This window comes from Microvirga makkahensis (genome assembly GCF_009830105.1).
Classification (GTDB): domain Bacteria; phylum Pseudomonadota; class Alphaproteobacteria; order Rhizobiales; family Beijerinckiaceae; genus Microvirga; species Microvirga makkahensis.
Genome location: NZ_WURB01000010.1, coordinates 30,887 through 57,002, shown reverse-complemented (window position 1 = coordinate 57,002; position 26,116 = coordinate 30,887). Strand labels below are relative to the sequence as shown.

General features: G+C 65.4%; 26 protein-coding genes. 14 read left to right on the top strand and 12 right to left on the bottom strand.

Annotation, left to right across the window (positions count from 1 at the left end; all coding sequences use genetic code 11):
• Positions 1-13: 13 nt before the first annotated feature.
• The 3 genes from GR328_RS15045 to GR328_RS15035 form a co-directional block, all read right to left on the bottom strand.
• Complete coding sequence (locus tag GR328_RS15045) at positions 14-1,687, bottom strand: peptidoglycan L,D-endopeptidase MepK (protein WP_343039395.1); 1,674 nt, start codon at positions 1,685-1,687, stop codon at positions 14-16.
• Between the two features lie 189 nt (positions 1,688-1,876).
• Positions 1,877-3,652: a L,D-transpeptidase family protein gene (locus tag GR328_RS15040; RefSeq protein WP_160885345.1), complete on the bottom strand. Its 1,776-nt coding sequence runs from the start codon at positions 3,650-3,652 to the stop codon at positions 1,877-1,879.
• 106 nt (positions 3,653-3,758) lie between these two features.
• Positions 3,759-4,790, bottom strand: a complete 1,032-nt coding sequence (locus GR328_RS15035) for a sigma-54-dependent transcriptional regulator (RefSeq protein ID WP_160885344.1) — start codon at positions 4,788-4,790, stop codon at positions 3,759-3,761.
• A gap of 169 nt (positions 4,791-4,959) precedes the next feature.
• On the opposite strand from GR328_RS15035, the gene GR328_RS15030 reads away from it, so the two are divergent.
• The 8 genes from GR328_RS15030 to GR328_RS14995 all read left to right on the top strand — a co-directional run bounded on the left by GR328_RS15030 (position 4,960) and on the right by GR328_RS14995 (position 13,780).
• Positions 4,960-6,804, top strand: coding sequence for a M3 family oligoendopeptidase (locus tag GR328_RS15030; protein ID WP_160885343.1), 1,845 nt, complete (start codon positions 4,960-4,962; stop codon positions 6,802-6,804).
• An 88-nt stretch (positions 6,805-6,892) separates the two neighbouring features.
• Positions 6,893-8,260: an ABC1 kinase family protein gene (locus tag GR328_RS15025; protein WP_160885342.1), complete on the top strand. Its 1,368-nt coding sequence runs from the start codon at positions 6,893-6,895 to the stop codon at positions 8,258-8,260.
• Positions 8,261-8,320: 60 nt separating this feature from the next.
• A complete protein-coding gene (locus GR328_RS15020) occupies positions 8,321-9,538 on the top strand; it encodes a glycosyltransferase (protein ID WP_160885341.1) in 1,218 nt (405 codons plus the stop codon).
• Positions 9,539-9,649: 111 nt separating this feature from the next.
• A complete protein-coding gene (locus GR328_RS15015) occupies positions 9,650-9,943 on the top strand; it encodes an aa3-type cytochrome c oxidase subunit IV (protein ID WP_160885340.1) in 294 nt (97 codons plus the stop codon).
• Positions 9,944-10,004: 61 nt separating this feature from the next.
• Entirely contained in the window at positions 10,005-11,141 is a 1,137-nt protein-coding gene (locus GR328_RS15010; RefSeq protein WP_160885339.1) for a Re/Si-specific NAD(P)(+) transhydrogenase subunit alpha, read from the top strand.
• Positions 11,142-11,162: 21 nt separating this feature from the next.
• Entirely contained in the window at positions 11,163-11,633 is a 471-nt protein-coding gene (locus GR328_RS15005; protein ID WP_160885338.1) for a proton-translocating transhydrogenase family protein, read from the top strand.
• 4 nt (positions 11,634-11,637) lie between these two features.
• On the top strand, positions 11,638-13,035 hold the full coding sequence (locus tag GR328_RS15000) for an NAD(P)(+) transhydrogenase (Re/Si-specific) subunit beta (RefSeq protein ID WP_160885337.1): 1,398 nt from the start codon (positions 11,638-11,640) through the stop codon (positions 13,033-13,035).
• Positions 13,036-13,300: 265 nt separating this feature from the next.
• A complete protein-coding gene (locus GR328_RS14995; protein WP_160885336.1) occupies positions 13,301-13,780 on the top strand; it encodes a GNAT family N-acetyltransferase in 480 nt (159 codons plus the stop codon).
• A 52-nt stretch (positions 13,781-13,832) separates the two neighbouring features.
• Here the strand turns inward: GR328_RS14995 and GR328_RS14990 are convergent, their stop codons facing one another.
• The 5 genes from GR328_RS14990 to GR328_RS14970 form a co-directional block, all read right to left on the bottom strand.
• Positions 13,833-14,699 (bottom strand): tetratricopeptide repeat protein, encoded by an 867-nt coding sequence (locus GR328_RS14990; protein WP_160885335.1) that lies wholly within the window; start codon positions 14,697-14,699, stop codon positions 13,833-13,835.
• A gap of 358 nt (positions 14,700-15,057) precedes the next feature.
• Positions 15,058-15,288: a 30S ribosomal protein S21 gene (gene rpsU, locus GR328_RS14985; protein ID WP_160885334.1), complete on the bottom strand. Its 231-nt coding sequence runs from the start codon at positions 15,286-15,288 to the stop codon at positions 15,058-15,060.
• Positions 15,289-15,455: 167 nt separating this feature from the next.
• Positions 15,456-16,535 carry a 5-(carboxyamino)imidazole ribonucleotide synthase gene (locus GR328_RS14980; protein WP_160885333.1) on the bottom strand — a complete coding sequence of 360 codons (1,080 nt, stop codon included), beginning with the start codon at positions 16,533-16,535 and terminating at the stop codon, positions 15,456-15,458.
• A 6-nt stretch (positions 16,536-16,541) separates the two neighbouring features.
• Positions 16,542-17,033 (bottom strand): 5-(carboxyamino)imidazole ribonucleotide mutase, encoded by a 492-nt coding sequence (gene purE / locus GR328_RS14975; protein ID WP_160885332.1) that lies wholly within the window; start codon positions 17,031-17,033, stop codon positions 16,542-16,544.
• A 97-nt stretch (positions 17,034-17,130) separates the two neighbouring features.
• Positions 17,131-17,331: a YdcH family protein gene (locus GR328_RS14970; RefSeq protein ID WP_160885331.1), complete on the bottom strand. Its 201-nt coding sequence runs from the start codon at positions 17,329-17,331 to the stop codon at positions 17,131-17,133.
• A gap of 264 nt (positions 17,332-17,595) precedes the next feature.
• On the opposite strand from GR328_RS14970, the gene GR328_RS14965 reads away from it, so the two are divergent.
• Positions 17,596-17,778, top strand: coding sequence for a YdcH family protein (locus GR328_RS14965; RefSeq protein WP_160885330.1), 183 nt, complete (start codon positions 17,596-17,598; stop codon positions 17,776-17,778).
• Positions 17,779-17,849: 71 nt separating this feature from the next.
• Here the strand turns inward: GR328_RS14965 and GR328_RS14960 are convergent, their stop codons facing one another.
• A complete protein-coding gene (locus tag GR328_RS14960) occupies positions 17,850-18,608 on the bottom strand; it encodes a sulfite exporter TauE/SafE family protein (RefSeq protein ID WP_160885329.1) in 759 nt (252 codons plus the stop codon).
• A 108-nt stretch (positions 18,609-18,716) separates the two neighbouring features.
• Between GR328_RS14960 and GR328_RS14955 the strand changes: the two genes are divergently transcribed.
• The 3 genes from GR328_RS14955 to GR328_RS14945 all read left to right on the top strand — a co-directional run bounded on the left by GR328_RS14955 (position 18,717) and on the right by GR328_RS14945 (position 22,546).
• The gene (locus tag GR328_RS14955) at positions 18,717-20,630 is read left to right on the top strand and encodes a propionyl-CoA synthetase (protein WP_160885328.1); all 1,914 of its coding nucleotides are present in this window, start codon (positions 18,717-18,719) and stop codon (positions 20,628-20,630) included.
• A gap of 204 nt (positions 20,631-20,834) precedes the next feature.
• Positions 20,835-21,266, top strand: a complete 432-nt coding sequence (locus GR328_RS14950) for a DUF2231 domain-containing protein (protein ID WP_160885327.1) — start codon at positions 20,835-20,837, stop codon at positions 21,264-21,266.
• The gene (locus GR328_RS14945) at positions 21,263-22,546 is read left to right on the top strand and encodes a PQQ-dependent sugar dehydrogenase (RefSeq protein WP_160885326.1); all 1,284 of its coding nucleotides are present in this window, start codon (positions 21,263-21,265) and stop codon (positions 22,544-22,546) included. Before GR328_RS14950 ends, GR328_RS14945 begins: the two co-directional genes overlap by 4 nt.
• Positions 22,547-22,588: 42 nt before the next feature.
• Here the strand turns inward: GR328_RS14945 and GR328_RS14940 are convergent, their stop codons facing one another.
• Together GR328_RS14940 and GR328_RS14935 are read right to left on the bottom strand one after the other, a co-directional pair.
• On the bottom strand, positions 22,589-23,305 hold the full coding sequence (locus GR328_RS14940; protein WP_160885325.1) for a DUF1013 domain-containing protein: 717 nt from the start codon (positions 23,303-23,305) through the stop codon (positions 22,589-22,591).
• Positions 23,306-23,565: 260 nt separating this feature from the next.
• The gene (locus GR328_RS14935; protein WP_160885324.1) at positions 23,566-24,564 is read right to left on the bottom strand and encodes an NAD(P)H-quinone oxidoreductase; all 999 of its coding nucleotides are present in this window, start codon (positions 24,562-24,564) and stop codon (positions 23,566-23,568) included.
• Between the two features lie 102 nt (positions 24,565-24,666).
• Here GR328_RS14935 and GR328_RS14930 point away from each other — a divergent pair, with 102 nt between their 5' ends.
• Positions 24,667-24,873, top strand: a complete 207-nt coding sequence (locus GR328_RS14930) for a DUF1192 domain-containing protein (RefSeq protein ID WP_160885323.1) — start codon at positions 24,667-24,669, stop codon at positions 24,871-24,873.
• A 265-nt stretch (positions 24,874-25,138) separates the two neighbouring features.
• Positions 25,139-25,672 carry a protease adaptor protein RcdA gene (gene rcdA / locus GR328_RS14925; protein WP_160885322.1) on the top strand — a complete coding sequence of 178 codons (534 nt, stop codon included), beginning with the start codon at positions 25,139-25,141 and terminating at the stop codon, positions 25,670-25,672.
• Positions 25,673-25,738: 66 nt separating this feature from the next.
• On the opposite strand, the gene rpmE is transcribed toward rcdA, so the two are convergent.
• Positions 25,739-25,978, bottom strand: coding sequence for a 50S ribosomal protein L31 (gene rpmE, locus GR328_RS14920; protein WP_205790029.1), 240 nt, complete (start codon positions 25,976-25,978; stop codon positions 25,739-25,741).
• Between the last annotated feature and the right edge of the window lie 138 nt (positions 25,979-26,116).

Sequence of the window (26,116 nt, the reverse complement as noted above, 5' to 3'; positions counted from 1 at the left end):
GGCCCTTCCTTCTTCATCTCACCACCGGCAGCGGCTTGACCGCCGGACCCGTGAACCTGTTCGTCGCCAGGTCCCCCACGGGCTTGCTGGAGAAGCCCATATGGATGCTGGGCTCGGCCGACATCAGGGCGCTCAGCGCGGTCACCGGCTTCTGCGGCGCCTTGGTCGGAGGAGCCTTGATCTCGGGTGCCGCAGCCATGCCTGCTTTCGTATTCTTCGCCGGGATCTTCGGAGTCGAGCCGGTGACGGGAATATCGACGGGGCTTGCGGCGGCCACGACGATGGCGCGGTCGGGACGGGGCGGGGGCAGGGGCGCGGAGCTTGCCACCATGGTCTCCGCCGAGCCGCGCAATTCGCTCAGCACCGGGATCGGATTCGTCGCGGCGAGCGAGCCGGGGCGAGCCGGCGGCAGAGGCGCATAGGCGAGAACAGTGGCTTCGGCTGCATCATCCGTCCCCGCGCCCGGGCGGCGCGGCGGCAGCGGCGCAAAGGCCATGCCCTTGCCGATCGACAGGTCGCTCTGCGCGCTCGGACCCTGCTGCCAGGCGAGCGTCGGGCCGCTTGCTGTCTCGACCGTGCTCGGCGGGCCGCTGATCCGGGTGGGAGGCAGGGGAGCCGCCGCAGGCGGCGAAAGATCCTCGCGCAAAGCCGGCGCCATCGCGGCCATGACCGAAGGGGCCGGCGGGGGCTCGGGCCGCGCCTGCGCCACCGCCACGGGGGTTTGCGCGGGAGGCCGGCGCGCGGCCGGCGCATTCCTGTTCTCGTACTGACGCAGGGCCGCCATGGGCGACGCATTGCCGTCATCCGCATAATAGCCGCCGGCGGCGCTGCGGGACGCCATGAGCGTGCTGCTGGGACGTGACGCGGTGCGGATTTCCTCCACGTCCTCCGCCTCGTCGTCGCCGAGGCCGAAGAGGGTGGCCCAGAAGCTCTTGCGGCGCGGCTGCTGCGCGGCGAGGGCCTCTTCGGCATCCGCATAGGCGCTGTAGCCCGCCACGGAGCCGCCCCGGGCGAGCACTTCGGCCCGGGCAAGTTCGTAGCCCGGCAGGGGCTTGCCGTCGGCGGGGATATGCACCGTTTTGCCGTCGGGGAAGATGCGCGCGAGCTGGTCGCGGGTCATGCGCGGCCAAGCGCGCACGCTGCCGACGTCCAGATGCACGAAAGGCGTATAGGCGTTGGGATAGTAGCCGACGCCGCCTCTCTGAAGCTTCATGCCGACGGCGCGCAGACGGGCCGCGGACACGTCGGGAAGGTAGAAGTCGAGAGCCTTGCCCTGCATGTGCTGGCTGTTCTTGGCCACCCCGCTGGAGCGGCGGCGCAGCATGGCGTTGGTCCGGGGCGAGCGATAGGCCGAGTTCACGTGGACGGGCGCCCTCGAGCCCACCTCCCGGTAGACTTCCCACACCGTGTCGAACAGGCGCGGATCCATACGGGTCGCCTCGCTCCGCCGCCAGTCGCGCAGGAACCAGTTGAGCTGCTGGAGGGCGGCCGAATCGTACTGGCCATTGCGCCGGAACGTGACGGTGAGAGTTTCCTTGGTGTTGTTGTGATAGAAGGTCAGGGTGCGCGTGTCGCCGTTGGCGATGGCATCCTGCGTGCCGCGTACGCCGCCGACCATGACGGCCAGAAAGGCCGCAAGACCAATGCCGGCGCGACGCGCCAAGCCGTCCGAACGCAATACTCTCACTGGGATACTCGTCTCACTCGCCGCACTTCGGGGAATGCGGTAATCGCTTATAGTGAAAGGATCTTTGCCGAGGACGGTTACCTTCAGGTTAAGTGCCGCGCAAAAAGACGGGCCGACGCATCGTGTGGAAATATCGTGTGCACATGAGGGGCGCTCATGGGCCGATGGTCGAGGCCCTCGCCGAGATGGCTAGCGCGCGAGGTTCAGGGCCGTTCGAACCTTCTGGTCCAGGCCGTAGAGATCGGGAAAGGACTTGAGGGAGCCCTTCTCGTCGACCCTGAGGGTGAAATAAGTCAGGTGCACCGGAAGCGGCTTGGGCAGGAAGATCGTGCGCTCGCCTTTGCCGATCAGGCCGCGCAATCTCTTCTCAGTCCATTTGCTGTCCTCACCCATGATGATCTCCGCAAGCGCAAAGGGCTTCTCCACGCGCACGCAGCCATGGCTGAAGGCGCGCTTGGCGGACGAGAAGAGATTGCGGTTGGGAGTGTCGTGCAGATAGACGGCGTGCCGGTTCGGGAACATGAACTTCACGTATCCCAGTGCATTGCGCTCGCCCGGGGGCTGCTGAACGATGAGGCGGCCGTTCTTGCGGATGACCTTGTAACCCTTCCTCGCGGCATAATACGGATCGTTGGCGAGGCCGGGCAGAATCTCTTTCTTCATGATGGACGGCGGGATCGTCCAGGACGGGTTGACCACGAGGTACTTCATGTCCTCGGAGAAGACTGGCGTCTGAGATTGTTCCTTGCCGACGATCACCCGCGTCTCGTGCGCGACCTCGCCGCCGTCCACGAACCGCAGGCGGTATTCGGGAACGTTCACCATGATGTGGCGTGATCCGAGGTCCTGAGGCAGCCAGCGCCAACGCTCCATGTTGGCGATCAGATCGGCCTCGCGCCGGGCCAGCGACGGACCGGAGAGGGCGGCCACCGTCCGCGCCGTGAGAACGCCGTTGGTGGGCAGGCCCTTCTCCTTCTGGAAGGCGGCCACCGCCGAGGCCAGGCGCCTGTCGTAGACGTTGCTGTCGTTCTCGTCCTTCAGGTTGAAGCGGGCGCGGATCAGCGGGACGCGCGGGTCCCTCATGCCGACCCGAAGGGCAGGTCCCTTGGGGACGCGCACGCTCGGTGTGGAGGGATGGCTGGCGCGCAGCTCCGCGAGCTGCTCCCTCAGGGCTCGATACTCCGCATGGGGCGGATTGTAGGAGGCCAGCGCTGCATTCGCGTCCCTTGCGACGGCGACCGTCCTGAGAACCTCGCCGGCCTCCGGGAGCGTCAGGGTCGGCGTGACCAGCGGCGACAGGCGGGAAGGCTCGATGCGTCCGCCCCGCGCATCGCGCGCATAGCGGATCACGGACGCGGAGAGCTTCAGATCGGCTTCGGCCCATTGCGCCGGAGAAGCAGCCTTGCGCAGTGTCACGTCGGGCAGGGGATAATCTGTCGGATCCAGACCGTCCTCATCCGCGGACTTCAGCCGTGCGATCGCACCCATGGCCGCCTGCGTGAAGGCGCCGTCACGCGACCAGGCCAGTGGGCGCTCGGCCTGCGCATAGAACGACCTCAAGGCCTCGCGCTCCTTCGGAGACAGGCGCAGGTCGCGCATGATGGCATCGTCCGCAAGCATTCCTTCGACGGTCATGCGCAGCACGTCCTGCTGCATGAGGACCGTGACGGGGGCCGCTTCGGGCAGAGGAATCTCGATGGCGGGCTCTGGCCTCAGATCGACGATATCGAGATGAACCGGTGCGGGCTCGGGCAAGGGGATGGCCCGGAGAGACGAATTCTCCTGCGCCGGAGCAGGTTGAGGATCCGCGTTGCGGAATGCGGGCTCGGCAGGCGCTTGTACGGGAACGGCCCGGGAGACGTCGGGTGAATCGCTCGTCATGGTCTGCGCCGTTGCGGAAAGAGACAAGAACGAGGCCGATCCGATCAGGCCGAGCCACAATGCCGTCTTGCGCAGATCACGCATGACCCATCTCCTTCACGCAATGGGGTTGGAGGACGTTGCATCCTCCACATCAAATGATTTCGTCAGTGTGCGGGCACACGTCTGCCACGCTTAACGCACGAAGACGTCATGCGGCTGCATCGTTTAAGCCAAGTTCCTTCAATTTTCGGTAAAGGGTCGAGCGGCCGATCCCGAGATGACGCGAGATGGCCGACATATGTCCTTGATAATGCACAAGGGCGAAGCGGATGGCGCGCTCTTCCAGCTCCGCCAATGTCAGCATGTCTCCGCTTTCACGAATGAGTGAAAACGCATGCGGCTCGACTTTCGCGGCAGGTTCCTGCGCATGAACGGGCGCAAGCATCCGCGCCGGCGGGAGCGGCGGGATGTCGATGCGAAAGCCCTCCACGTGGGCGGCCACTTGAGGAAACTCGCGCGGAGTCAGAAAAGCTCCGTCCGCCAGAACGACGGCGCGATAGACCGCATTTTCGAGCTGCCGGAGATTGCCCGGCCAGTCATAGCGGGCAAGCAGGGCCAGCGCCTCCGCGGACAACCCCCGAACCGTCCTGCCCTCGTCCGCCCCGAAACGCCCGGCGAAGAAACGGGCCCATTCGGCGATGGCCTCTCTCCTGGCTCTCAATGGGCGCAAGGAGAGAGTCACAGCCTGGAGGCGGTGATAGAGATCCTGCCGGAACCGGCCTTCGTGCACCTTGCCCGAGAGGTCGAAGTCCGCGCTGGCGATGAACCTGATATCGGGGCGGCGGCCCGCGCGCGGACCGGCTTCCCGGAACAGGACGTCCACCAGGCGCTCCTGCGCTTTCCCGGTCAGGCGCTCGACGTTGTCGAGGAACAGCGTGCCGCCATGGGCTTCCCTCATGTGGCGGAGAAGGACGGCCTCCAGGGGCTCTGTTCCGGAAAGGGCCTCGTCTGTCGGGAAGGCGACGAAGGAGCGGGCCTTGCGCTCTCCGCTCGCGTGGATCGCCTTGGCCAGATCCTTGGCGCCGCTTCCCGGCTCAGCCTCGATCAGGACGGGCAGGTCCGAGCGCGCCGCCCGGTCGGCGAGCCGAGCCGTCCTCTCCCGTTCGGAGCCCGCGACGAGTCCGGCCGCGCCTTGGCGAAGGGCACGGATGTCGTCTGCGAAGAAGCGGTGGAGGGGCATGCGGCGGACGCGTCTTGAGGGAATCGCTCCCGCGATGCTGGGCGACAAGGGTAAACTAGGCCTTAACGTCGCCTCCTTTCGGAAGGGACCTGGATCCCATCACCCGGGTTGATCCCGAAGGCCAGGCGGCCAATATGTGGTTCAACCTTTTCCAACCCCGCTTCCAGCAATGTTCCAGAAAGCTCCTCCCGTGCATCAGACATCCTCTACCGGCGCCGCTCAGGTTGCTCTTGGCCCGCTTCCGGAATGGGACCTGTCCCATCTCTACCCGGGGATGGAGAGCGGGGCGTTCAAGGGCGATCTCGCCAGGGCCGAGGAGGAGTGCAAGGCCTTCGCGGAGACCTATCGCGGCAAGCTCGATGCGATGGCGCGGAGTGAGAACGCTCCCCAGGCCCTGACCGACGCGGTCCGACGCTACGAGGCCCTGGAGGATCTTCTTGGTCGCATCATGTCCTATGCGGGCCTCGTCTATTCAGGAGACACGACCGACCCCGTCCGCGCGAAGTTCTACGGCGATACGCAGGAGCGCCTCACCACAGCCTCCACCGAACTTCTGTTCTTCGGCCTCGAACTCAACCGCATCGACGATGCGGTCCTGGACAAGGCGGTGGCTCAGGCGCCGCTCGCGCATTACAAGCCCTGGATCGAGGATCTGCGCAAGGACAAGCCCTATCAGCTCGACGACAGGATCGAGCAGCTTTTCCACGAGAAATCCGTGACCGGGCGCTCCGCCTGGAACCGGCTGTTCGACGAGACCATCGCTTCCCTGCGCTTCACCGTGCGCGGCGAGGAGCTGCCCATCGAGCCCACGCTCAACAAGCTGCAGGACCCGGACGAGAGCGTGCGCAAGGATGCCTCCGACGCTCTCGCCAGGACCTTCAAGGCGCATCTGCGCACCTTCACCCTGATCACGAACACCCTCGCCAAGGACAAGGAAATCTCGGATCGCTGGCGCGGCTTCAAGGACGTGGCGGATTCGCGCCATCTCGCCAACCGCGTCGAGCGCGAGGTGGTGGATGCGCTGGTGGCGGCCGTGCGCGAGGCCTATCCGCGCTTGTCGCATCGCTACTACGCCCTGAAAGCGCGGTGGTTCGGCAAGGACAAGCTCGACCATTGGGACCGCAACGCGCCCTTGCCGAAGGTGGAGCAGCGCACCATTCCGTGGGGCGAGGCGCGCGAGACCGTGCTTTCCGCCTATTCCGCCTTCTCCCCGCGCATGGCCGACATCGCCCGCCGCTTCTTCGACGAGGGCTGGATCGACGCGCCGACGCGCCCCGGCAAGGCGCCCGGCGCCTTCGCGCATCCGACCGTCCCGTCGGCCCACCCCTATGTTCTGCTCAACTACCAGGGCAAGCCTCGTGATGTGATGACGCTTGCGCACGAGCTCGGTCACGGCGTTCATCAGGTGCTCGCAGCGCCAAACGGCGCGCTCATGGCGCCGACGCCGCTGACGCTCGCGGAAACGGCGAGCGTATTCGGCGAGATGCTTACCTTCCGCCGCCTGCTCGATCAGACCACCAACCCGGTGCAGCACAAGGCCATGCTGGCCGCGAAGGTCGAGGACATGATCAACACCGTGGTGCGCCAGATCGCGTTCTATTCCTTCGAGCGCAAGGTGCATGTGGAGCGCCGCAACGGCGAGCTGACCGCGGAGAGCCTCTGCGAACTCTGGATGTCAGTGCAGGATGAATCGCTCGGGCCGGCGATCCGCCTCGGTCCCGGCTACGAAACCTTCTGGACCTACATCCCCCATTTCATCCACTCGCCGTTCTACGTCTACGCCTATGCGTTCGGCGATTGCCTCGTGAATTCGCTCTACGGCATCTACGAGCGTTCCGACGAAGGCTTCGTGGACCGCTATTTCGCGCTGCTCTCGGCGGGCGGCTCCAAGCCTTACACGGAGCTTCTCGCCCCGTTCGGGCTCGATGCGCGCGATCCGTCCTTCTGGCAGATCGGCCTCTCCATGATCGAGCGGCTGATCGGCGAGCTGGAAGCCATGGAAAGGACAGCGTGATGCTTGTTCTGGCGCAACGTGCCGGGGTGCTTCTTCGACGAAGAGGCTCGCCGGCATGTTCATGAAATGATCGGAAAGACCTCTTCCCATGGCTGATCGCGACAACGAGGCGAACCGCTTCACGGCCCGCGCGGCGCGCTATGCGCGCGTCGGCGCGAACATGGGCGGCGTGGCCGCGCGCATGGCGGGCGCGCGTTTCTTCGGCGGAGATGCCCGCGACGCCTCCAGCGCGGCGGCGCTCGCGCAGGCCCTGGGCGGCCTGAAGGGCCCGATCATGAAGGTGGCGCAGCTGCTCGCCACTATTCCCGATCTCATCCCGCCGGAATACGCCGCCGAACTGCAGAAGCTGCAAAGCGAGGCGCCGCCCATGGGGGCGGCCTTCGTCAAGCGGCGCATGCAGGCGGAGCTGGGGCCGCAATGGCAGGGCCGCTTCGGGTTTTTCGACCTCAACCCTTCCGCAGCGGCATCCCTGGGCCAGGTCCATCGGGCCACCACGAAGGACGGCGAGAAGCTCGCCTGCAAGCTGCAATATCCGGACATGCAATCGGCCGTCGAGGCCGATTTGAAGCAGCTCGAATTCGTCTTCGCCCTGCACCGGCGCATGGACCCCGCCATCGACACCCGCGAGATCGCCAAGGAAATCGGAGAGCGCGTGCGCGAGGAACTCGACTACGAGCGCGAGGCCCGGCACGCATCGCTCTATGCCGCGGCGCTGTCGGATGTGGAGGACGTGCATGTCCCGAAGGTGCACCCGGAGCTCTCCACGAGGCGGCTCCTGTCGCTGCAATGGCTCGAGGGCGAGAAGATCCTGCAATTCACCGAGAGCCCGGTCGAGATCCGCAACCGGCTGGCCGTCGCCATGTTCAAGGCGTGGTGGCATCCCTTCAGCCACGCGGCCGTCATCCATGGCGACCCGCACCTGGGCAATTACACGGTCTTCTCCGAGGGCCGCGAGGCGAGGGGGATCAACCTTCTCGATTACGGCTGCGTCCGGATCTTCCACCCGCGCTTCGTCGGCGGCGTGGTGGATCTCTACCGCGGCCTTCAGACGGACGACCGGGCCCGGGTGGTCCACGCCTACGAGACCTGGGGATTCCGGAGCCTGTCGAACGAGTTGATCGACATCCTCAACATCTGGGCGCGCTTCATCTACGCCCCGCTTCTCGACGACCGGGTCCGCACAGTGGCCGACGGCGTGAAGCCCGGCGAGTACGGCCGCCGTCAGGCCTTCGAGGTGCACAAGGCGCTGAAGGAGAAGGGGCCCGTGACGGTGCCGCGCGAATTCGTCTTCATGGACCGGGCGGCGGTGGGCCTCGGCGCCGTGTTCCTGCATCTGAGGGCCGAGCTGAACTACCACCGGCTGTTCGAGGCCGAGATCGAGCGGTTCTCGCTCGACGGCCTGGCGCAGCGGCAGGCAGCGGTTCTGGCGGCGTCCGGGCTGCCAATTCCAGCGTAATGAGGTTGCATTCTCCGCGGGGCGGCCTTACAGGTCGTAACCCAGCGTCAGAGGCAATCCATGAAGATCGTCTTCGTTCACCAGAACTATCCGGGCCAGTTCCTGCGCCTGTCGCAGAGCTTCGCCGCCGAGGGGCATGAGGTCGTGGCGCTGGGCGTGGTGAAGCAGAGCCGCCTGCCGGGCGTGACCTATTACCCCTACGAACCGGTGCCGGGTCCCGAGGACCCGCGGCACGAGGCGCGCTTCTCCCCGGTCGTCCCCCGCCTGCGCCGGGCCTACGGCGTCGCGCTGAAGGCGCGCGAGCTGGCGAGTCAGGGCTTCGAGCCCGACGTGGTGGTGGTCAATACGGGCTGGGGCGAGAACCTGTTCCTGAAGGACGTCTGGCCCAAGGCCCGGCACGTGGCCTATTTCGAATATTACTACCGCGCCGAAGGGCAGGACCTCGATTTCGACCCCGAATTTCCCGTCACCAACGACGAGGTGATCTGGCGCCTTCGCCTGAAGAATGCCATGCAGCTCGGGGCTCTGGATGCCGCCGACCTGGCCGTCGCGCCCACGCGCTATCAGCGCGATACCTTCCCCTCCTATCTCCGGGACCGGCTCGCCGTCATCCATGACGGCATCGATACGAGGCGGCTCGTGCCGGACCCGGCGGCGGGAATCCAGATCGGCAAGGACGGTCCGAGGCTGAGCCGCGAGAAGCCGGTGGTCACCTACGTGACCCGCAATATCGAGCCCATGCGCGGGGCCCATATCGTCTTCAGGAGCCTGCCCTATCTGCTCGACATCGAGTCCGAGCTCCAGGTGGTCGTCATCGGCGGGAAGGGCAACAGCTATTCGGGAGCCGCCCCGGGAGGGCTCTCCTGGTTCGAGCACTTCAAGGCCGGGATCGACCGACCGGTGGACTGGTCCCGGGTCCATCTCGTCGGAAACCTGCCCTACGACCAGTTCGTGAGGGTGCTCCAGATCTCCTCCGCCCATGTCTACATGACCTATCCCTTCGTCCTGTCCTGGTCCTCCATCGAGGCCATGGCCCTGGAATGCAGGATCGTCGCCTCGGATACGGCGCCGGTCCGGGAAATCGTCACGGACGGGGTGAACGGGCGCCTCTTTCCCTTCTTCGACCACAAGGCCCTGGCGGAGCGGGTGCGGGAGACGCTGGCGGAAAAGGAGAAATCCGCCGCCATGGCGAAGGAGGCGCGACGGATCGCGGTGGAGCGCTACGATTACGAGACGGTCTGCCTGCCGCAGTGGCGTGAATTCCTCGGGATAAAATGACGGCTCCCGACGTTCATAAAGTTTCCTCGGAGTTGCTTGGAAAGATTGCGGCTCCTCACCGCATGCGCTAAACGCAGCAATTAACAACCGATGCTAATAGGGCGTTGAATCATGGCCGATACAAAACATGCGCCGCATGGGGGTTACAGTCCGGATATGGACGGCCCTGCCCATGAGGTGACCTACACCGGGTTCGTGCGGTTCGCCGAGATCGCGACGGCCGTCGTCATCTGTCACGTGCTGGCTCTGGCGGTCGGCGGTATCAAGCATGCCTGGCTAACGGCGATCTTCGGGGTCATCCTCTCCCTGGCCTCCGGCGCCATAGGAGCCATCGCTCCATCGATCGGGGTTCGCGCCCCAGCCGCAGTCGGTGTTCTTCTGCTGCTTGCACTCATCTTCTACTGACCAGCACCAAGGCCCTGTTTTCAGGGCCTTTTTTTTGTCTCAATCGATCGCAGGGGGCATCATGCGTATCGCCGTTCTTTCCGAGACCGAGGGAGCGGAGACCCGCGTCGCCGCGACCCCCGAGATGGTCAAGAAGTACAAGGGCCTGGGCGCCGACGTGGCCGTTCAGGCGGGCGCCGGGGCCAAAGCCGGCTTCCCGGATGCCGAGTTCGAGGCCGCGGGGGCCGTCATCGCTCCCTCCCGCGAGGACGCCCTGCGAGACGCCGATATCGTCCTCAAGGTCCGCCGTCCTGCGGAGGGCGAGCTTGCCGGCGCGAAACCGGGGGCCCTCGTCATCGCCATCATGGACCCTTACGGCCAGGAGCCGGCGCTCAGGAGCATGGCCGAGGCAGGGGTCGCCGCCTTCGCCATGGAGCTGATGCCCCGCATCACCCGCGCGCAGGTCATGGACGTGCTGTCCTCCCAGGCCAATCTCGCCGGCTACCGCGCCGTGATCGACGCCTCTGCCGAATATGGCCGCGCCATGCCGATGATGATGACGGCGGCCGGCACCGTGCCGGCGGCCCGCGTTTTCGTCATGGGCGCGGGCGTGGCGGGCCTCCAGGCCATCGCCACGGCCCGCCGCCTCGGCGCGGTGGTGACCGCCACCGACGTGCGCCCGGCCGCCAAGGAGCAGGTGGAGAGCTTGGGGGGCAAGTTCGTCGCCGTGGAGGACGAGGAGTTCAAGCAGGCTGAGACCGCGGGCGGTTACGCCAAGGAAATGTCGGCGGAATACCGCGAGAAGCAGGCGGCGCTCGTCGCCGCGCACATCGCCAAGCAGGACATCGTCATCACCACCGCACTCATCCCGGGCCGTCCCGCGCCCAAGCTCGTGACGAAGGCCATGGTGGAATCCATGAAGCCGGGCTCCGTGATCGTGGATCTCGCGGTGGAGCGCGGCGGCAATTGCGAGCTCTCCAAGCCGGGCAAGATCGCAACCCACAACGGCGTGAAGATCGTCGGGCATCTGAACGTGCCCGGGCGGCTGGCCTCCACCGCTTCCAGTCTCTACGCGAAGAATCTCTATGCCTTCGTGGAGACCCTCGTCGATAAGGAGAGCAAGACGCTGTCCGTGAAATGGGATGACGAGCTGGTCAAGGCCACCTGCCTGACCCGGGACGGGGCCGTCGTCCACACCGCTTTCCAGCCGACCGCTTAAATCCGTCCAGGGGAGGACATCATGGCAACGCTTACGCCTGAACAGGCTGTCGAGCAGGCCCGAGCGGCGGCCGAGGCCGCCCGACGCTCGGCCGAGGCCGCCCGACGCTCGGCCGAGGCCGCCCAGGCCATTGCAGACCAGGTGGCGGAGGCCGCAGGAAACGCCGCCGCAGCCGTGACCCACGGCGCGGTGGATCCCACCGTGTTCCGCCTGGCCATCTTCGTGCTGGCGATCTTCGTCGGCTACTACGTGGTCTGGCAGGTCACGCCCGCGCTTCACACGCCGCTCATGTCGGTGACGAACGCGATCTCCTCGGTGATCGTGGTGGGCGCGTTGCTGGCGGTAGGCGTCGATGTCGCCGACGGCCTCGGCGAGGGGCCGGTCTGGGCGCGGGCGCTCGGCTTCATCGGCCTGATCCTCGCCAGCATCAACATCTTCGGCGGCTTCCTGGTGACCCAGCGCATGCTCGCCATGTACCGCAAGAAGGGTTGAGGCCATGTCGGCGAACCTTGCCTCGATCCTCTATCTCGTCTCCGGCGTCTTGTTCATCCTGGCGCTGCGCGGCCTGTCGCACCCCACCACCTCCCGGCAGGGCAATCTCTTCGGCATGATGGGCATGGGGATCGCCATTCTGACGACCCTGTTCGTATCTCCCCCGAGCGGCTTCGGGGGCTGGGCCCTCATGGTTCTCGGCCTCGTCATCGGCGGCGGCGTTGGCGCAATCGTCGCCCGGCGCGTGCCCATGACGGCCATGCCGCAGCTGGTTGCCGCCTTCCACTCTCTCGTGGGTCTCGCCGCCGTGCTGGTGGCAGCGGGCGCGCTCTACGCGCCCCAGGCCTTCGGCATCGGTGTGCCGGGGACGATCCATGGCGGCTCGCTTTTCGAGATGGGCCTCGGCGTCGCCATCGGCGCCATCACCTTCACCGGTTCCGTGATCGCATTCCTCAAGCTCGACGGGCGCATGTCCGGCAAGCCGATCCTGCTGCCGGGCCGGCACCTCATCAATATCGGCCTGGGGCTGCTGCTGCTGGTGCTGCTCGTCGCCTTCATCCGCACTGAGAGCCACGCGGCGTTCTGGCTCATCGTGCTGGTGTCCTTCGTGCTGGGCGTGACGTTGATCATCCCCATCGGCGGCGCGGACATGCCCGTCGTGGTGTCGATGCTCAATTCCTATTCCGGCTGGGCGGCGGCGGGCATCGGCTTCACCCTGGGCAACCTCGCGCTCATCATCACCGGCGCGCTGGTGGGCTCGTCGGGTGCGATCCTGTCCTACATCATGTGCAAGGGCATGAACCGGAGCTTCATCTCGGTCATCCTCGGCGGCTTCGGGGGCGAGACGGCGGGCGCCGCCGGCGGCGCGGTCGAGACGCGGCCCGTGAAGCAGGGCTCGGCGGACGATGCGGCCTTCATCATGAAGAACGCCGCCAAGGTCATCATCGTGCCGGGCTACGGCATGGCGGTGGCGCAGGCGCAGCATGCCCTGCGCGAGATGGCCGACGAGCTGAAGGCCGAAGGCGTCGAGGTGAAATACGCCATTCACCCTGTAGCGGGCCGCATGCCCGGCCACATGAACGTGCTGCTGGCGGAAGCCAGCGTGCCCTATGACGAGGTGTTCGAGCTCGAGGACATCAACGGCGAGTTCCCGCAGGCCGACGTGGCCTTCGTGATCGGCGCCAACGACGTCACGAACCCGGCCGCGAAGACAGATCCCGCATCACCCATCTTCGGCATGCCGATCCTCGATGTGGAGAAGGCGAAGACCGTGCTGTTCATCAAGCGCGGCATGGGCTCCGGCTATGCGGGAGTCGAGAACGAGCTGTTCTTCCGCGACAACACCATGATGCTCTTCGGCGACGCCAAGAAGGTGGTGGACGAGATCCTGAAAAGCCTCTGATTCGGCTCGTCGTCCCCTCTTTCCGGCCTCATCACCGGCCCTGTGCCGGTGATGACGGTTGACTGAAGCGTCGCGCCTTTCCCTATCGGGATGGCAGGGGCGCGCCCGGCCATGACGAGAGAGGAGGCGTGATTCCCTCGTCACTTCCTCCCGCCTCGTCGCCGGTCCTGTGCAGGGGCGGCCGGACCATGGCGTCAGACGACATGACGAAGCGTCCGAAAGCTGTTTTAAAGAGCATCGCACTCGTCACGCCGGAAGACCGTTCATGCCCCCCATCACCCTCCGCACCGCCTTGCCCCAGGATCGCGATACGGTCGTCGAGCTGATCCATCAGCTCAACCTGTTCGAGGCCAATCTCGTGGGCGACCGGCGGCGGGACTACGGCGGCGCCAGAGCTTATTACGACGAACTCATGATGCGGCTCACCCGGCGCAATGGGCGGATCGTCCTGGCCGAGGAGAGCGGTGTCGCCGTCGGCGCCATGGGCTTCTCGCTCGATCAGGACGCCGCCTATGTGGTGGACGGGGTCCGCAGCCACGGCACGGTGACGGACCTGATCGTCCACACGGAATGGCGGGGCAGGGGAATCGGCCGGATGCTGCTCGACGAAGCGGAGCGCCTTACCAGAGAGGCGGGCCTGAAGCGCCTCATGATCGGCGCTCTCGTGGCCAACGAGCGCGCCGTGCGCACCTACACCCGGTTCGGCTTCGATCCTTACGTGTCGTTCCTGAAGAAGGAGCTATGAAAAAGCCGGCGCATCGCGCCGGCTTTGAAAGGTGTCGACGGAGACCCTTCCGTCACCCGCGGAACAGGCTCGCCACGCCGCCCTGGAGGCGGGAGCTGCCCTGGCGGGCCACCGAGTTCGAGCTGTCGATCGCAAGCGCGTGCTGATAGCTCTCGATGGCCTGCTGGCGGTCGCCCTTGCGCTCGAGCGCGAGGCCGCGCCAAGCCCAGGAATCGGCGTCCTTGCCGTTCACGTTCAGCGCAGCGTTGAAGTCCTCGATGGCCTTGTCGAGCTGGTTCGTGGCCACGTAGCTCTGGCCGCGGGCCGCATAGGGCGCGGCCACGAAGGGGTTGCGGTCGATGGTGGCGTCGAAGTCCAGGATCGCCTGCTGGTGCATGCCCTGGCGCTGGTAGAGAAGGCCGCGGGAGTGGAGCGCCTCGGCCGATTCGGGCAGAAGGCGGGTGGCCATGTTGAGGTCGTTCAGGGCTTCCTGGTAATTGCCCTGGACGCGCAGCAGGTTGGCACGGCCGATATAGGCGGGGCCGTAATTGGGATCGGCCTGGATCGAGCGGCTGAAATCCGCCAGCGCCTGGTCGTTCCGGTTCGTCTGGCGCAGAGCCAGGGCGCGGTTGGTGTAGGCCGGGGCGTGGTTGGGATCGAGCTGGATGGCTTTCGAGAAATCGGCGATGGCGTCGCTGTAGCGGCCGATGCGGGCATAGGCTGCGCCGCGGGTATTGTAGGCGCTCGGGTCGTTCGGGTTGCGCCGGATGACGTCCGAGAGGGATGCAATGTTCACCTCGCTCGTGCCCTGGGTGTCCTCCTCCACCACGGCAATCCGCTGGGTGGGCGCACCGCCTCCGGTCGTGCTGCAGGCGGCAAGGCTCAGGGCTGTCAGGGCCAAGCTCAGGGGCGCAAAGCGGCGAATCGATGGGGCGATCACCTTCGTCTCCAACTTCTTTGACTCAACAAGGTTGAGGGGGAGGTCTAGCAAATAAACCTTAACAGCCGTGAAACACGGCAACAGCAAGGCGGATCGGCCAGGAAAGCATCACCGGCGCCAATCCCTCGGATCCGGGCGAGCGGCTGACATGCGAGGCGCTCCAATCAATCGTGATCACCGGCACAAGACTGGCGACGACGCGGAGGACTGGGGGTGACGTGGGGGTGGAGGGGGAAATGGACGGCCGACGCCGTATCGTCGCAATCTCGTGGCCAGACATGCAAACAGCGCCCCTGCTGGCGCAGCGGGCGCTGTTTCACAACCGATGGGCTGGCCTTAAAGGGCCTGCGTCAAGATCTCAGCGAGAGGGGCGCGGCTTGGAAGGCAGAAGGCCTTCACGCTGCATGCGCTTGCGGATGAGCTTGCGGGCGCGGCGGACGGCCTCGGCCTTCTCGCGGGCCTTCTTCTCGGACGGCTTCTCGTAATGGCCGCGGAGCTTCATCTCGCGGAAGATGCCCTCACGCTGCATCTTCTTCTTGAGAGCGCGGAGCGCCTGATCGACGTTGTTATCCCGGACAAGAACCTGCACGCGAATTCCTCGTATTTTGAGCCGTTTCGATTGTGTAAAAGAAAAACGAGGCGCGTCACGCGCACCTCTATTGGCTGGCGTCGATAGCAGAAGAAGCCTTGCCTGTCCAGGGTTCCTTCCGACAAAAGCGCCGAGCCAGGGTGGCAACGCGGCCGAATCCGAAAGGTTCAACCCTTCTCCGGAAAAACTTTCGTCACATGGCCCATCTTGCGGCCTGCCCTGGCCTCGGCCTTCCCGTAAAGGTGCAGATGCGCGCCCGGCTCGGCCAGAATGCGCTCCCATTCGTCCGCATCGTGGCCGATGAGGTTGCGCATTTCCACCCGGCCCAGACGCGAGGCTGCCCCCAGGGGCCAGCCGCAGACGGCCCGGACATGCTGCTCGAACTGGGAGGTCACGGCCCCGCCGAGGGTCCAGTGGCCGGAATTGTGGACCCGGGGAGCGATCTCGTTGACCACCAGGCGTTCCTGTCCGCTCTCCGTGACCAGGAAAAGCTCGACTGCGAGCACGCCCACATAATCGAGGGCATCGGCGATGGTCCGGGCGATCCGAATGGCCTCGGCCTCGGTCGCCTCCGAGACGCCAGCCGGAACCCGCGTGGTGTCGAGGATGTGGTGCCGGTGCTCGTTGGCGCACAGATCATAGGCCGCGAAGGCTCCGGCGGCGGTGCGGGCCGCCACGACCGAGACTTCCCGCTCGAAGGGAACGAAGCCCTCGACGATGGAGGAGGCGTGGCCCACCTCGGCCCACGCGGCGGCAAGGTCGGTCTCGGGCCGGATCATCACCTGGCCCTTGCCGTCATAGCCGAAGCGGCGGGTCTTGAGCACGGCGGGCCGCTCCAGCCGCCCGACGGCCTCGGCCAGTTCCGCCTCGTCGGAGAAGGCCGCGAAAGGGGCGACCGGGATCCCGAGGCCCGCGATGAAGGTCTTCTCCAGGAACCGGTCCTGCGAGACGGCGAGCGCCTGGGCATTGGGCGCGAGCAGCGTATGGGCGCTCAGGATCGAGGCGGTCTCGCTCGGCACGTTCTCGAACTCATACGTGACCACGTCCACGGCCCGGGCGAAGCGCACGAGGGCCGCCTCGTCCTCGTAAGGGGCGATGGTGACCTCGGCCGCCACGTCGAAGGCGGGGCTGTTCTCGTCCGGGGCGTAGACATGCACCTTCAGGCCGAGCTGCGCCGCAGCCATGGCCATCATGCGACCAAGCTGCCCCCCGCCGAGAATGCCGATCGTGCAGCCAGGACGGATCATGGGTCTTCAGCCTTCGTCTGAGGGGCGTTCGGCCACGCTGTCGCTCTGGCGCTTGCGCCAGGCGTCGAGCCGTTCGGCCAGGGCGGGATCATGGAGGGCGAGCACGGCAGCACAGAGCAGGGCTGCGTTCACGGCCCCCGCCTTGCCGATGGCGAGCGTTCCCACCGGGATGCCAGCGGGCATCTGGACGATGGAGAGGAGGCTGTCCTGACCCGAGAGGGCCTTCGATTCCACCGGAACGCCGAAGACGGGGAGGGGGGTCATGGAGGCGGTCATCCCGGGAAGATGCGCCGCGCCGCCCGCGCCCGCGATGATCACCCGGAAGCCTTCCGCCTTGGCGCCCTTCGCGAAGGCGACCAGTCGGTCGGGGGTCCGGTGAGCCGAGACGATGCGAGCATCGTAGGCAACGCCGAGCGCATCGAGAGTCTCGGCGGCATGGCGCATGGTCGCCCAGTCAGACTGACTGCCCATGATGATGGCAACGGGGACGCTCGCCATGATGTGCTCCGGCCTCTCAGGCGCAAATATTCGAAAGCCGGACATAACGAAGGCGTCTCCGGCAGGCAAGACCGCGGCCGAAGGAAAGCGCGGCCATTCAGGCGATGATGTCGGGAGTGAGCTGGTCTTCCAGCTGGATGATCTGATCCTTCAGGGCGAGCTTTCGCTTCTTGAGGCGCTGAACCTGGAGCTGATCTCCGGCTATCATGCTCTCAAGAGCGTCGATCGCCATGTCGAGGTCGCGATGCTCCTGCTTGAGGCGCGCCAAATCCGCTTCCAGTTCAGCCAAATCGGTCATTGAAAATCGATCCAAATATCCGATGCTCTCCTTCGACGAGCGCATCGTTTGAGCGAAAGGCCGGACCCCTTTAGCAGCCGCGGCCTTCGGTTCCGCACGATGCGCCAAGGGATCCGGCGAGACGGCGGAATTATGCTCTCAAGGCTTTCCAAGGGCAAGCCGAGGACCGCATCATCTACTATCGATTTTGCGGTCTTTGCCTTCGACTCGCCACACTGTGGTTGGCAAAATATGCCTGTCAGTAATCAGACAGGAGGAACTGACATGCCGCTGCAGAATCACCTGACGGAGCTCGAACGGAAGCATCGGGCTCTCGAGCGCGAGATCCAGGACGCCCTGAACAGACCAGCCATGGACGACATGAGACTCGCGGAGCTGAAGCGGAAGAAACTCCAACTGAAGGATGAGATCACCCGGCTGAGAAGCTCAGATACGGCGGTGCATTAAGATCATCTTTACGGCATTCCCACCAAGAGCCGTCGCTTCCTTCAAGGAGCGGCGGCTTTTTCGCGATGTGGTCAGAGGAGGGCGCTCGCCCCGTCATAGGCGAGCTTCGCGCCGACCAGAACCAGGAGCATATAGACGGCGGTGTAGAAGCTCTGGCCCGAGACCCGCCGCACGAGCAGGACGCCTGCCCAGGTGGAGGCGATGGCCACGGGGAAGAGAACGGCCGCAGTCGCCAGGTTCTCAGACGTGAACTGGCCGAGCGCCATATAGGGCGGCACCTTGATCCAGTTGATGATCGCGAACAGGAGCGCGCCGGTGCCGATGAAGACGTCCCGGGGCAGCTTCTGCGGCATGACGTAGATCTGGAAGGGCGGTCCGCCCGCATGGGCGATCATGCTGGTGAAGCCCGTCACCCAGCCCCAGAAGAGCCCGCGCGGCGTATCGGCCGGCGCGGCTTTTGGCGGAGTGGCGCCACGCTCCAGCAGCATCCGGCGGATGGCGAAGCCGATGGAGATCACGCCGACGGCGAGCTTGATCGCCGCATCCGGAACCTGTGCCGCCAGAAGGTAGCCCATAAGGATGCCCGCGACCGCTCCCGACACCAGAAGCACCACGTTGCGCTTGTCCCAGGTTCTCCAGTAGGCCCAGACCGAGACTACGTCCTGCACGATCAGGATCGGCAGCGTGATGGCCGCCGCCTGCACCGGCGAGACCACCAGCGCCATCAGGGGAAGCGAGAGAAGCCCGAGCCCCGAGAAGCCGCCTTTGGCAAGTCCCAGGAGGGTGACCGCCGGGATGGCGGCGGCATAGAACAGAGGATTGGTGATCATTGGAAAACTCGGGGAACTCGCCGAAAGTCGCCGCTGACCACGGCTGCGCTGCCTGCTACCACAAAGGCAAACGCAAGTCTCATGCGGTAACAGCAACGGGGAAACGCCATGCCATCGACCCAAAGCCGCTACCACGAGGTCTATACGCGCTGGAAGTCGGATCCCGAAGGGTTCTGGCGCGAGGCCGCCCAGGAGATCGATTGGTTCAAGCCCGCCGACAAGGTCTTCGATCCCGCAGCCGGAGCTTACGGCCAATGGTTCGTCGGAGCGCGGTGCAACACGTGCTACAATGCCGTCGACCGGCACGTGGCTGCTCGCGGCGACCAAGCGGCGATCATCTACGACAGCCCGGTCACGGACTTCAAGCGGACCATCTCCTACGCCGAATTGCAGGACGAAGTGGCGGCGCTAGCCGCCGTGCTGCAGGACATGGGCGTCGAGAAAGGCGACCGGGTCGTCGTCTACATGCCGATGATCCCGGAGGCCGCCTTCGCCATGCTGGCCTGCGCGCGGATCGGAGCCATCCACTCCGTGGTGTTCGGCGGCTTTGCCGCGAAGGAGCTGGCCACCCGAATCGACGATGCAAGGCCGAAGGTCATTCTCTCTGCCTCCTGCGGCCTCGAAGGCGCGAAGGTCGTCCCCTACAAGCCGCTCCTCGACGAGGCGATTGAGCTCTGCGCCTCTAAACCCGATGCATGCCTGATCCATCAGCGCCCGCAGCTCGAATGCTCGCGCATCGAGGGGCGCGATCTCGACTGGGCGCAGGAGATCGCGAGGGCCAAGTCCGCGGGCAGGAAGGCCGATTGCGTGTCGGTCGCTGCCACCGATCCGCTCTACGTGCTCTACACCTCCGGCACCACCGGCAAGCCCAAGGGCGTCGTGCGCGACAATGGCGGCTACATGGTCGCGCTCAAGTGGAGCATGGGCAACTTCTTCGGCGTGGCGCCGGGGGAGGTGTTCTGGGCCGCCTCCGACGTCGGCTGGGTGGTCGGCCATTCCTATATCGTTTACGGCCCGCTGCTCCATGGCTGCACAGCCATCCTCTACGAGGGCAAGCCCGTGGGAACGCCCGATGCGGGGGCCTATTGGCGCGTGATCGCCGACCATGGAGTCGTGACGCTGTTCACCGCGCCCACCGCCTTCCGCGCCATCAAGAAGGAGGATTCGCAGGCGGAGCTACTCAAGAAATACGATATGTCATCCTTCCGGGCCCTGTTCCTTGCGGGCGAGCGGGCCGATCCCGACACGGTCAAATGGGCCGAGGACATCCTGAGGGTGCCCGTGGTTGATCATTGGTGGCAGACCGAGACCGGCTGGCCAGTAGTCGGCAACCCGCTGGGGCTCGGGGCGCTTCCGATCAAACACGGCTCGCCCACGGTGCCGCTGCCGGGCTATACGGTCGAGGTTCTGGACGAGGGCGGCAACGCGGTCCCGCCCGGCACGATGGGGGCGATCGTCATCAAGCTGCCGCTGCCGCCCGGCGCCCTTCCGACCCTCTGGCAGGCGGAGGACCGCTTCCGGGAATCCTACCTCTCCGTTTATCCGGGCTACTACAACACGTCGGATGCGGGCTACATCGACGAGGACGGCTACGTCTGGGTGATGGGCCGCACGGACGACATCATCAACGTCGCGGGCCATCGCCTCTCCACCGGCGGTATGGAGGAGGTCCTGTCCTCCCACCCGGCAGTTGCGGAATGCGCCGTGATCGGCGTGAGGGACCCGCTCAAGGGCGAGGTGCCCTGCGGTTTCGTGGTGCTGAAATCCAGCACGCAGCAGGCCCCTGCCGAAATCGAGAAGGAGCTGGTGGGTCTGGTGCGCGAGAAGATCGGCCCCGTGGCGGCCTTCAAGCTCGCGATTACCGTCCCGCGCTTGCCGAAGACCCGCTCCGGCAAAATCCTGCGCGGCACCATGAAGAAGATCGCCGACGGCGACCCGTGGAGCGTGCCCGCGACCATCGACGATCCGATGATCCTGGACGAAATCGGCGACGTGCTGAAGAGCAGGGGCGTGGCAGGCTAGCGCATCGTGCGGAAAAGTAGATCCGGTGTCTCGCACGATGCGCTCTCCCTACGATGGAGCATCTGACGGCTGTGGCAATCGATACGGATCCGGTCAGGAGGTCGAAACCGGTTTCGAAACTTCCCGAACTTTGATGCATTGACCCGCTGAGATCTCTGTCGGACGCGGGTCATGCGACCGGCTTTAGGAACGAGAGGAGACGCTGTGGTTGTCGCATCCAGCCCGGGTCCTCCAAGGCCGCTTCATCCCCTTCACGCGATCCTTCTCGCCTTTCCGCTTCCCCTGTTTCTGGGTGCGCTGGTCAGCGATTTCGCCTATCGGTCGAGCTTCCACGTGCAATGGGCCAATTTCTCATCGTGGCTCATTGCCGGCGGGCTGCTTGTCGGCACCTTTGCGGTGCTTTGGGCGCTCATCAATCTCTTTCGCAGAGGAACGGCACGCAAGGGGCGGCTGGTCGTCTATTTCGTCGTGCTGCTCGCCATGTGGGGGCTCGGTTTCGTCAATGCCCTCGTTCACGCGAAGGATGCCTGGGCGACCATGCCGGAGGGGCTTTATCTCTCGGCGATCACGACGCTGCTGGCTCTCGCGGCCGCCTGGATCGGGTATTCCGGGTTTCGGACAGGGGAGGTGAAATGATCCGCTCCGCCCTCCTGATCGGCGTCCTGGCCGTCACCCTGTCCGCCTGCAACAGTGAGCCCGACCCAGTGCAATACGGCTCAAACCCGAACCTGCCCGAGGCGCAGCGGGGCCTGTTGCCATCTATGAAGATCCCTCGTCCCGCCAATTGGGGCAACGATCTCCCAAAGGTGCCGGAGGGCTTCAGGATCCAACCGATCGCTACGGATCTCAAGATCCCGCGCCAGACCTTGGTTCTTCCCAACGGCGATATTCTGGTCGCGGAGGGGGCGGGGGGCTACGCGCCTTCGCTGCGCCCCAAGGACATCATCGCGGGCTTTATCAAGAGCCTCGGCAAGAGCCAGGTCGAGGGTGGGGATCGGCTGACGCTGCTGCGCGACGCAGACGGCGACGGCACCTACGAGAGACAGGGCGTCTTCGCTGACGGCCTGAACGCTCCCTACGGCCTCGCCCTGGTTAACGGCGCCATATTCGTTGCCAACCAGGACGCGCTGGTGCGCTTCGATTATCAGGACGGGCAGACCCAGGCGAGCGGGCCGCCGGTGAAGGTAGCGGATCTCCCAGCCGTGATTAATCACCACTGGACGAAGGCGATGACCGCGAGCGCCGACGGGCGCTTTCTCTATGTCGGTATCGGCTCCAACAGCAACATCACCGAGCGCGGGATGGACGTCGAGGAAGACCGGGCAATGATCTGGCAGATCGATCCCCGGACCGGTGCGCACAAGCCCTACGCGACCGGCCTTCGCAATCCCACGGCTCTTGCCATCCAGCCGGGAACGGGGCAGCTCTGGGCGGTGGTGAACGAGCGGGATGAGATCGGTCCCAACCTCGTGCCCGATTATCTGACCTCCGTACGAGAGGGCGGCTTCTACGGCTGGCCCTACAGTTATTGGGGGCAGAACATCGATCCGCGCGCCCAGCCGCAGGATCCGGAGAAGGTCGCCGCGGCGATTCGCCCGGATTACAGCCTGGGATCGCATGTGGCGGCGCTCGGCCTTGCCTTCTCGGCCCCGGCCATGGGCGCGGATTTCGCCGAAGGGGTGTTTGTCGGCGAGCATGGCAGTTGGAACCGTAGCGTGCCGGTCGGCTACAGAGTGATCTTCGTGCCGTTCCGCGACGGCCAGCCCGCCGGCGAGCCGATCGATTTTGTTTCCGGCTTTCTGGTCGACGACGGCAACACGCGGGGACGACCGGTCGGGGTGACGGTGGATCCGCGCGGCGCTTTGATCGTGGCTGACGATCTGTCGAACACGGTCTGGAGAGTTACAAGGAACTGATCCCGGACAAAAAAGGCCCGGATCGCTCCGGGCCCTCTTGCTTTACTCTTCCTCGTCGTCCGAGCGCTTGAGCTGCTTCAGTTTCGCGAAGACCGAGTTCACGTCGATGTCCTCTTCCTGCGGCTTCGGGCGGCTCATGTCGGCGAAGGGCTCGTCGCGAGCCGGCTCGGCCGTGGTGACCTCGGCCGGCATCAGGGTGCCGCCGTATTCCTGCGTCTCCACCTGCGGGCGGTCCTTGGCGGCGCGCTGCACCTCGAAATCCAGGTCGATCTGCGAGCACAGGCCGAGCGTCACCGGATCCATCGGGGTGAGGCTCGCCGAGTTCCAGTGGGTGCGGTCGCGGACCTGCTGGATCGTGGTCTTGGTGGTGCCCACCAGGCGCATGATCTGCGCATCCTTGAGCTCGGGGTGATTGCGCACGAGCCAGAGGATCGCGTTGGGGCGGTCGTGGCGGCGCGAGACGGGGGTGTATCGCGGGCCCTTCTTCACCCGCTTCTGCTCGGGCAGCTTCACCCGCGACTCGGCGAGGCGCAGACGGTGACTGGGGTTTGCCTGAGCTTTCTCGATCTCCTCGCGGGTCAGCTGGCCCGTGGTGATCGGGTCGAGGCCCTTGATGCCTGCCGCAACCTCGCCGTCCGCGATGCCCTTCACCTCGAGCGGGTGGAGCTTGCAGAAATCGGCGATCTGGTCGAACGATAGGGATGTGTTCTCGACGAGCCAAACGGCCGTCGCCTTTGGCATCAGCGGTCCCTGGGACATGGGGCGAACCTCCTTGGAGCCGGGCACCGGACATCGGCGCCGCACGGCAAAACTCTCTTGCGCTCCGAACCGGTCCGGACCGGAGCATCTCGTCTCACATTGTGAGGGAAACGGGATGATTATAGGGAGCGTGGAGCGATGTTGCAAACTCTAACGCATCGGACGTAGAAAGTAGCCCGTTCCGGGCCCCGCCCGATGCGGGGCTTTCGGAGCGAGCCGCATCGACGGTGCGGAGGATGGGGCGCTGTTCCGCCGGCGCGCTACAGGCGCAGCACGATTTTTCCGATATGCTCGCCGGAATCCATGCGGGCATGAGCCTTGGCCACTTCGTCCAGGGCGAAGGTCGAATCCATCACAGGCTTGCATCGCCCCTCCTCCAGCAAGGGAAGCACCTTGGCCTCAAGCGCCTCGGCGATAGCGGCCTTCTCGGAGACGGAGCGTGAGCGCAGGGTCGAGCCCGTATGGGTGAGGCGCTTGAGCATGAGGCGGCGAAAGTCCAGCTCGACCTTGCTGTCCTTGAGAAAAGCGATCTGCACGATGCGTCCGTCCTGGGCCGCAGCCTCGTGATTGCGCGGGATGTAGTCGCCCCCGACCATGTCGAGAATCACGTCCGCACCGCGCCCTTCGGTTCGCTCCTTCACCACGGCGACGAAATCCTCGCTGCGGTAATTGACCGCGACGTCCGCGCCGAGCCGTCGGCAGGATTCGCATTTCTCCGGACTGCCGGCGGTGGCGATCACGGTCGCCCCGAAAGCCTTGGCGAGTTGGATGGCGGTGGTGCCGATCCCCGAGGTGCCGCCATGGACGAGGAGCGTTTCGCCGGGCTTCAGGCCGCCGCGCTCGAACACATTGGTCCAGACGGTGAAATAGGTCTCCGGGATCGCGCCTGCTTCCTCGAAGGACAGCCCCTCTGGGACGGGCAGGGCGTTGCTTTCGTGAACCACCGCAAAGTCGGCGTAAGCGCCGCCGGCTACCAGAGCCATCACCCTGGCGCCGAGCGGAAAGCGATTGGCGTTCGGGTCCGAGCCCACCACCTCGCCGGCGAGTTCGAGGCCCAGGATGTCCGGCGCGCCGGGTGGAGGAGGATAGCCACCCTGACGCTGGATCACGTCCGGGCGATTCACGCCCGCGGCCCGCACCCGGACCAGGATCTCGCCCTCCTTGGGCTGGGGCACCGGCCGCTCGACCGCCTTCAGAACTTCCGGTCCGCCGCTGCCCTCGGCGATCACCGCGCGCATCGTGCCTGGAATCGGCTCCATATTTTCCCTCCTTTGGTCAAGCTCCGCTCATATAGGGCGAAGTTGGCAAGGTGTGCATGCCGGATTAACGTTCGAACGACATCTCTTCAGGAGGAGAATGCCATGGCCTTCGATCCCTTCGCCGACGAACCGCGGACCGCGTTGAGCGCCCACGAGATCGGCCAGGACCTGTCGATGCTCTCCGTCGATGAGCTCGACGAGCGTATCGCGTTGCTGGAAAAGGAAGTCGCTCGCCTGAAGGAAGCCAAGGCCGCCAAGGAAGACACCCGCGCCGCCGCCAGCGCCTTGTTCCGGCTCGGCCAAGGTTAACGCATTTTTAACGGCTTGGGGCGCTTCATGACGGTGTCCAGTCTTCTCCCGCTGGACGCTTCGAGTGGTTCTTCCTCCCACTCCTGTTAGACGCTTCCCTGTCGACTTGAAGAGCCGCTCCGGCGGCTCGCTTTTTGTCGGGCTTCTCGCGCTTAACCTTAAGAAGAGGTTACCAGAGCATCCTGCAAGCGTCCGTTCTATATTCCCTTCCGACATCGAACATCGCTTGGCTCTGGGCCGGGCGAAGCGCCTTGGGAGACGGTGGGTGAGTGAACCCGACGTGATCAAACTTGACGTGGATCCTGTCCGCTTCGGGCAGAGCTTTGTGGGGTCCGAGGCCTTCACGGCTCTGTTCCAGGAGGGAATGGAGCTGGTCGAGGAGACGGCCGCTTACCTCGACGGCCAGGGCCGCGAGGATTCGCGCCTCCTTCGGCGCGAGGCAAGCGTGGCCTATGCCAGCGAGAGCATGCGCCTGACCACCCGCCTCATGCAAATCGCTTCCTGGCTTCTTCTCCAGCGGGCCGTCGCCGAGGGCGAGATCACCCCGGACCAAGCCCGCGCCGAGAAGGCACGCGTGCGCCTGAACTCGGTGGAGACCGCCACCACGCTTGTGGAATACGAGGCCCTGCCGGCCCGCCTGCGGGAGCTGATCGGGCTCGCGACCCGCCTCCACGCCCGCATCCTTCACCTCGAGCGTCTGCTCTCCGAAGTCGAGGCTGCGGCGCCGCAGCCGCAGGGGGTGAACCCGGTGGCGGCCCAGATCGGCCTGCTGGAAAAGGCATTCGCGCCGACAGAATGACGGCAACGAAAAAGCCCCGCGGCAGCGGGGCTTATTGCATTGCTTGGAAGATCCGAAAGAGCCGGATTACTTCTTGCTGCCGATGCCCAGATTGCCGAACTTCGAGGTGAAGCGAGATACGCGGCCGCCGCGGTCGAGCAGTTGCTGCTGGCCGCCGGTCCAGGCCGGATGAGTGTTGGGGTCGATGTCGAGGTTGAGGGTGTCGCCCTCTTTGCCGTAGGTCGAGCGAGTGGTGTACTCGGTGCCGTTGGTCATGACCACCTTGATGAAGTGGTAGTCGGGATGATCGGTTTCTTTGCGCGCCATTGCCATAGTCCTTCTCGCGGCCAGCCACATCTGGTCAGCCCGCAGCGTAAGATCGAGCCTGAATTGATGAATGCGCGCCTATACCTCACTTAGAACCTTGAAACAAGCCGGGGCAAAGGTGTTAAACCGCTCCAATCC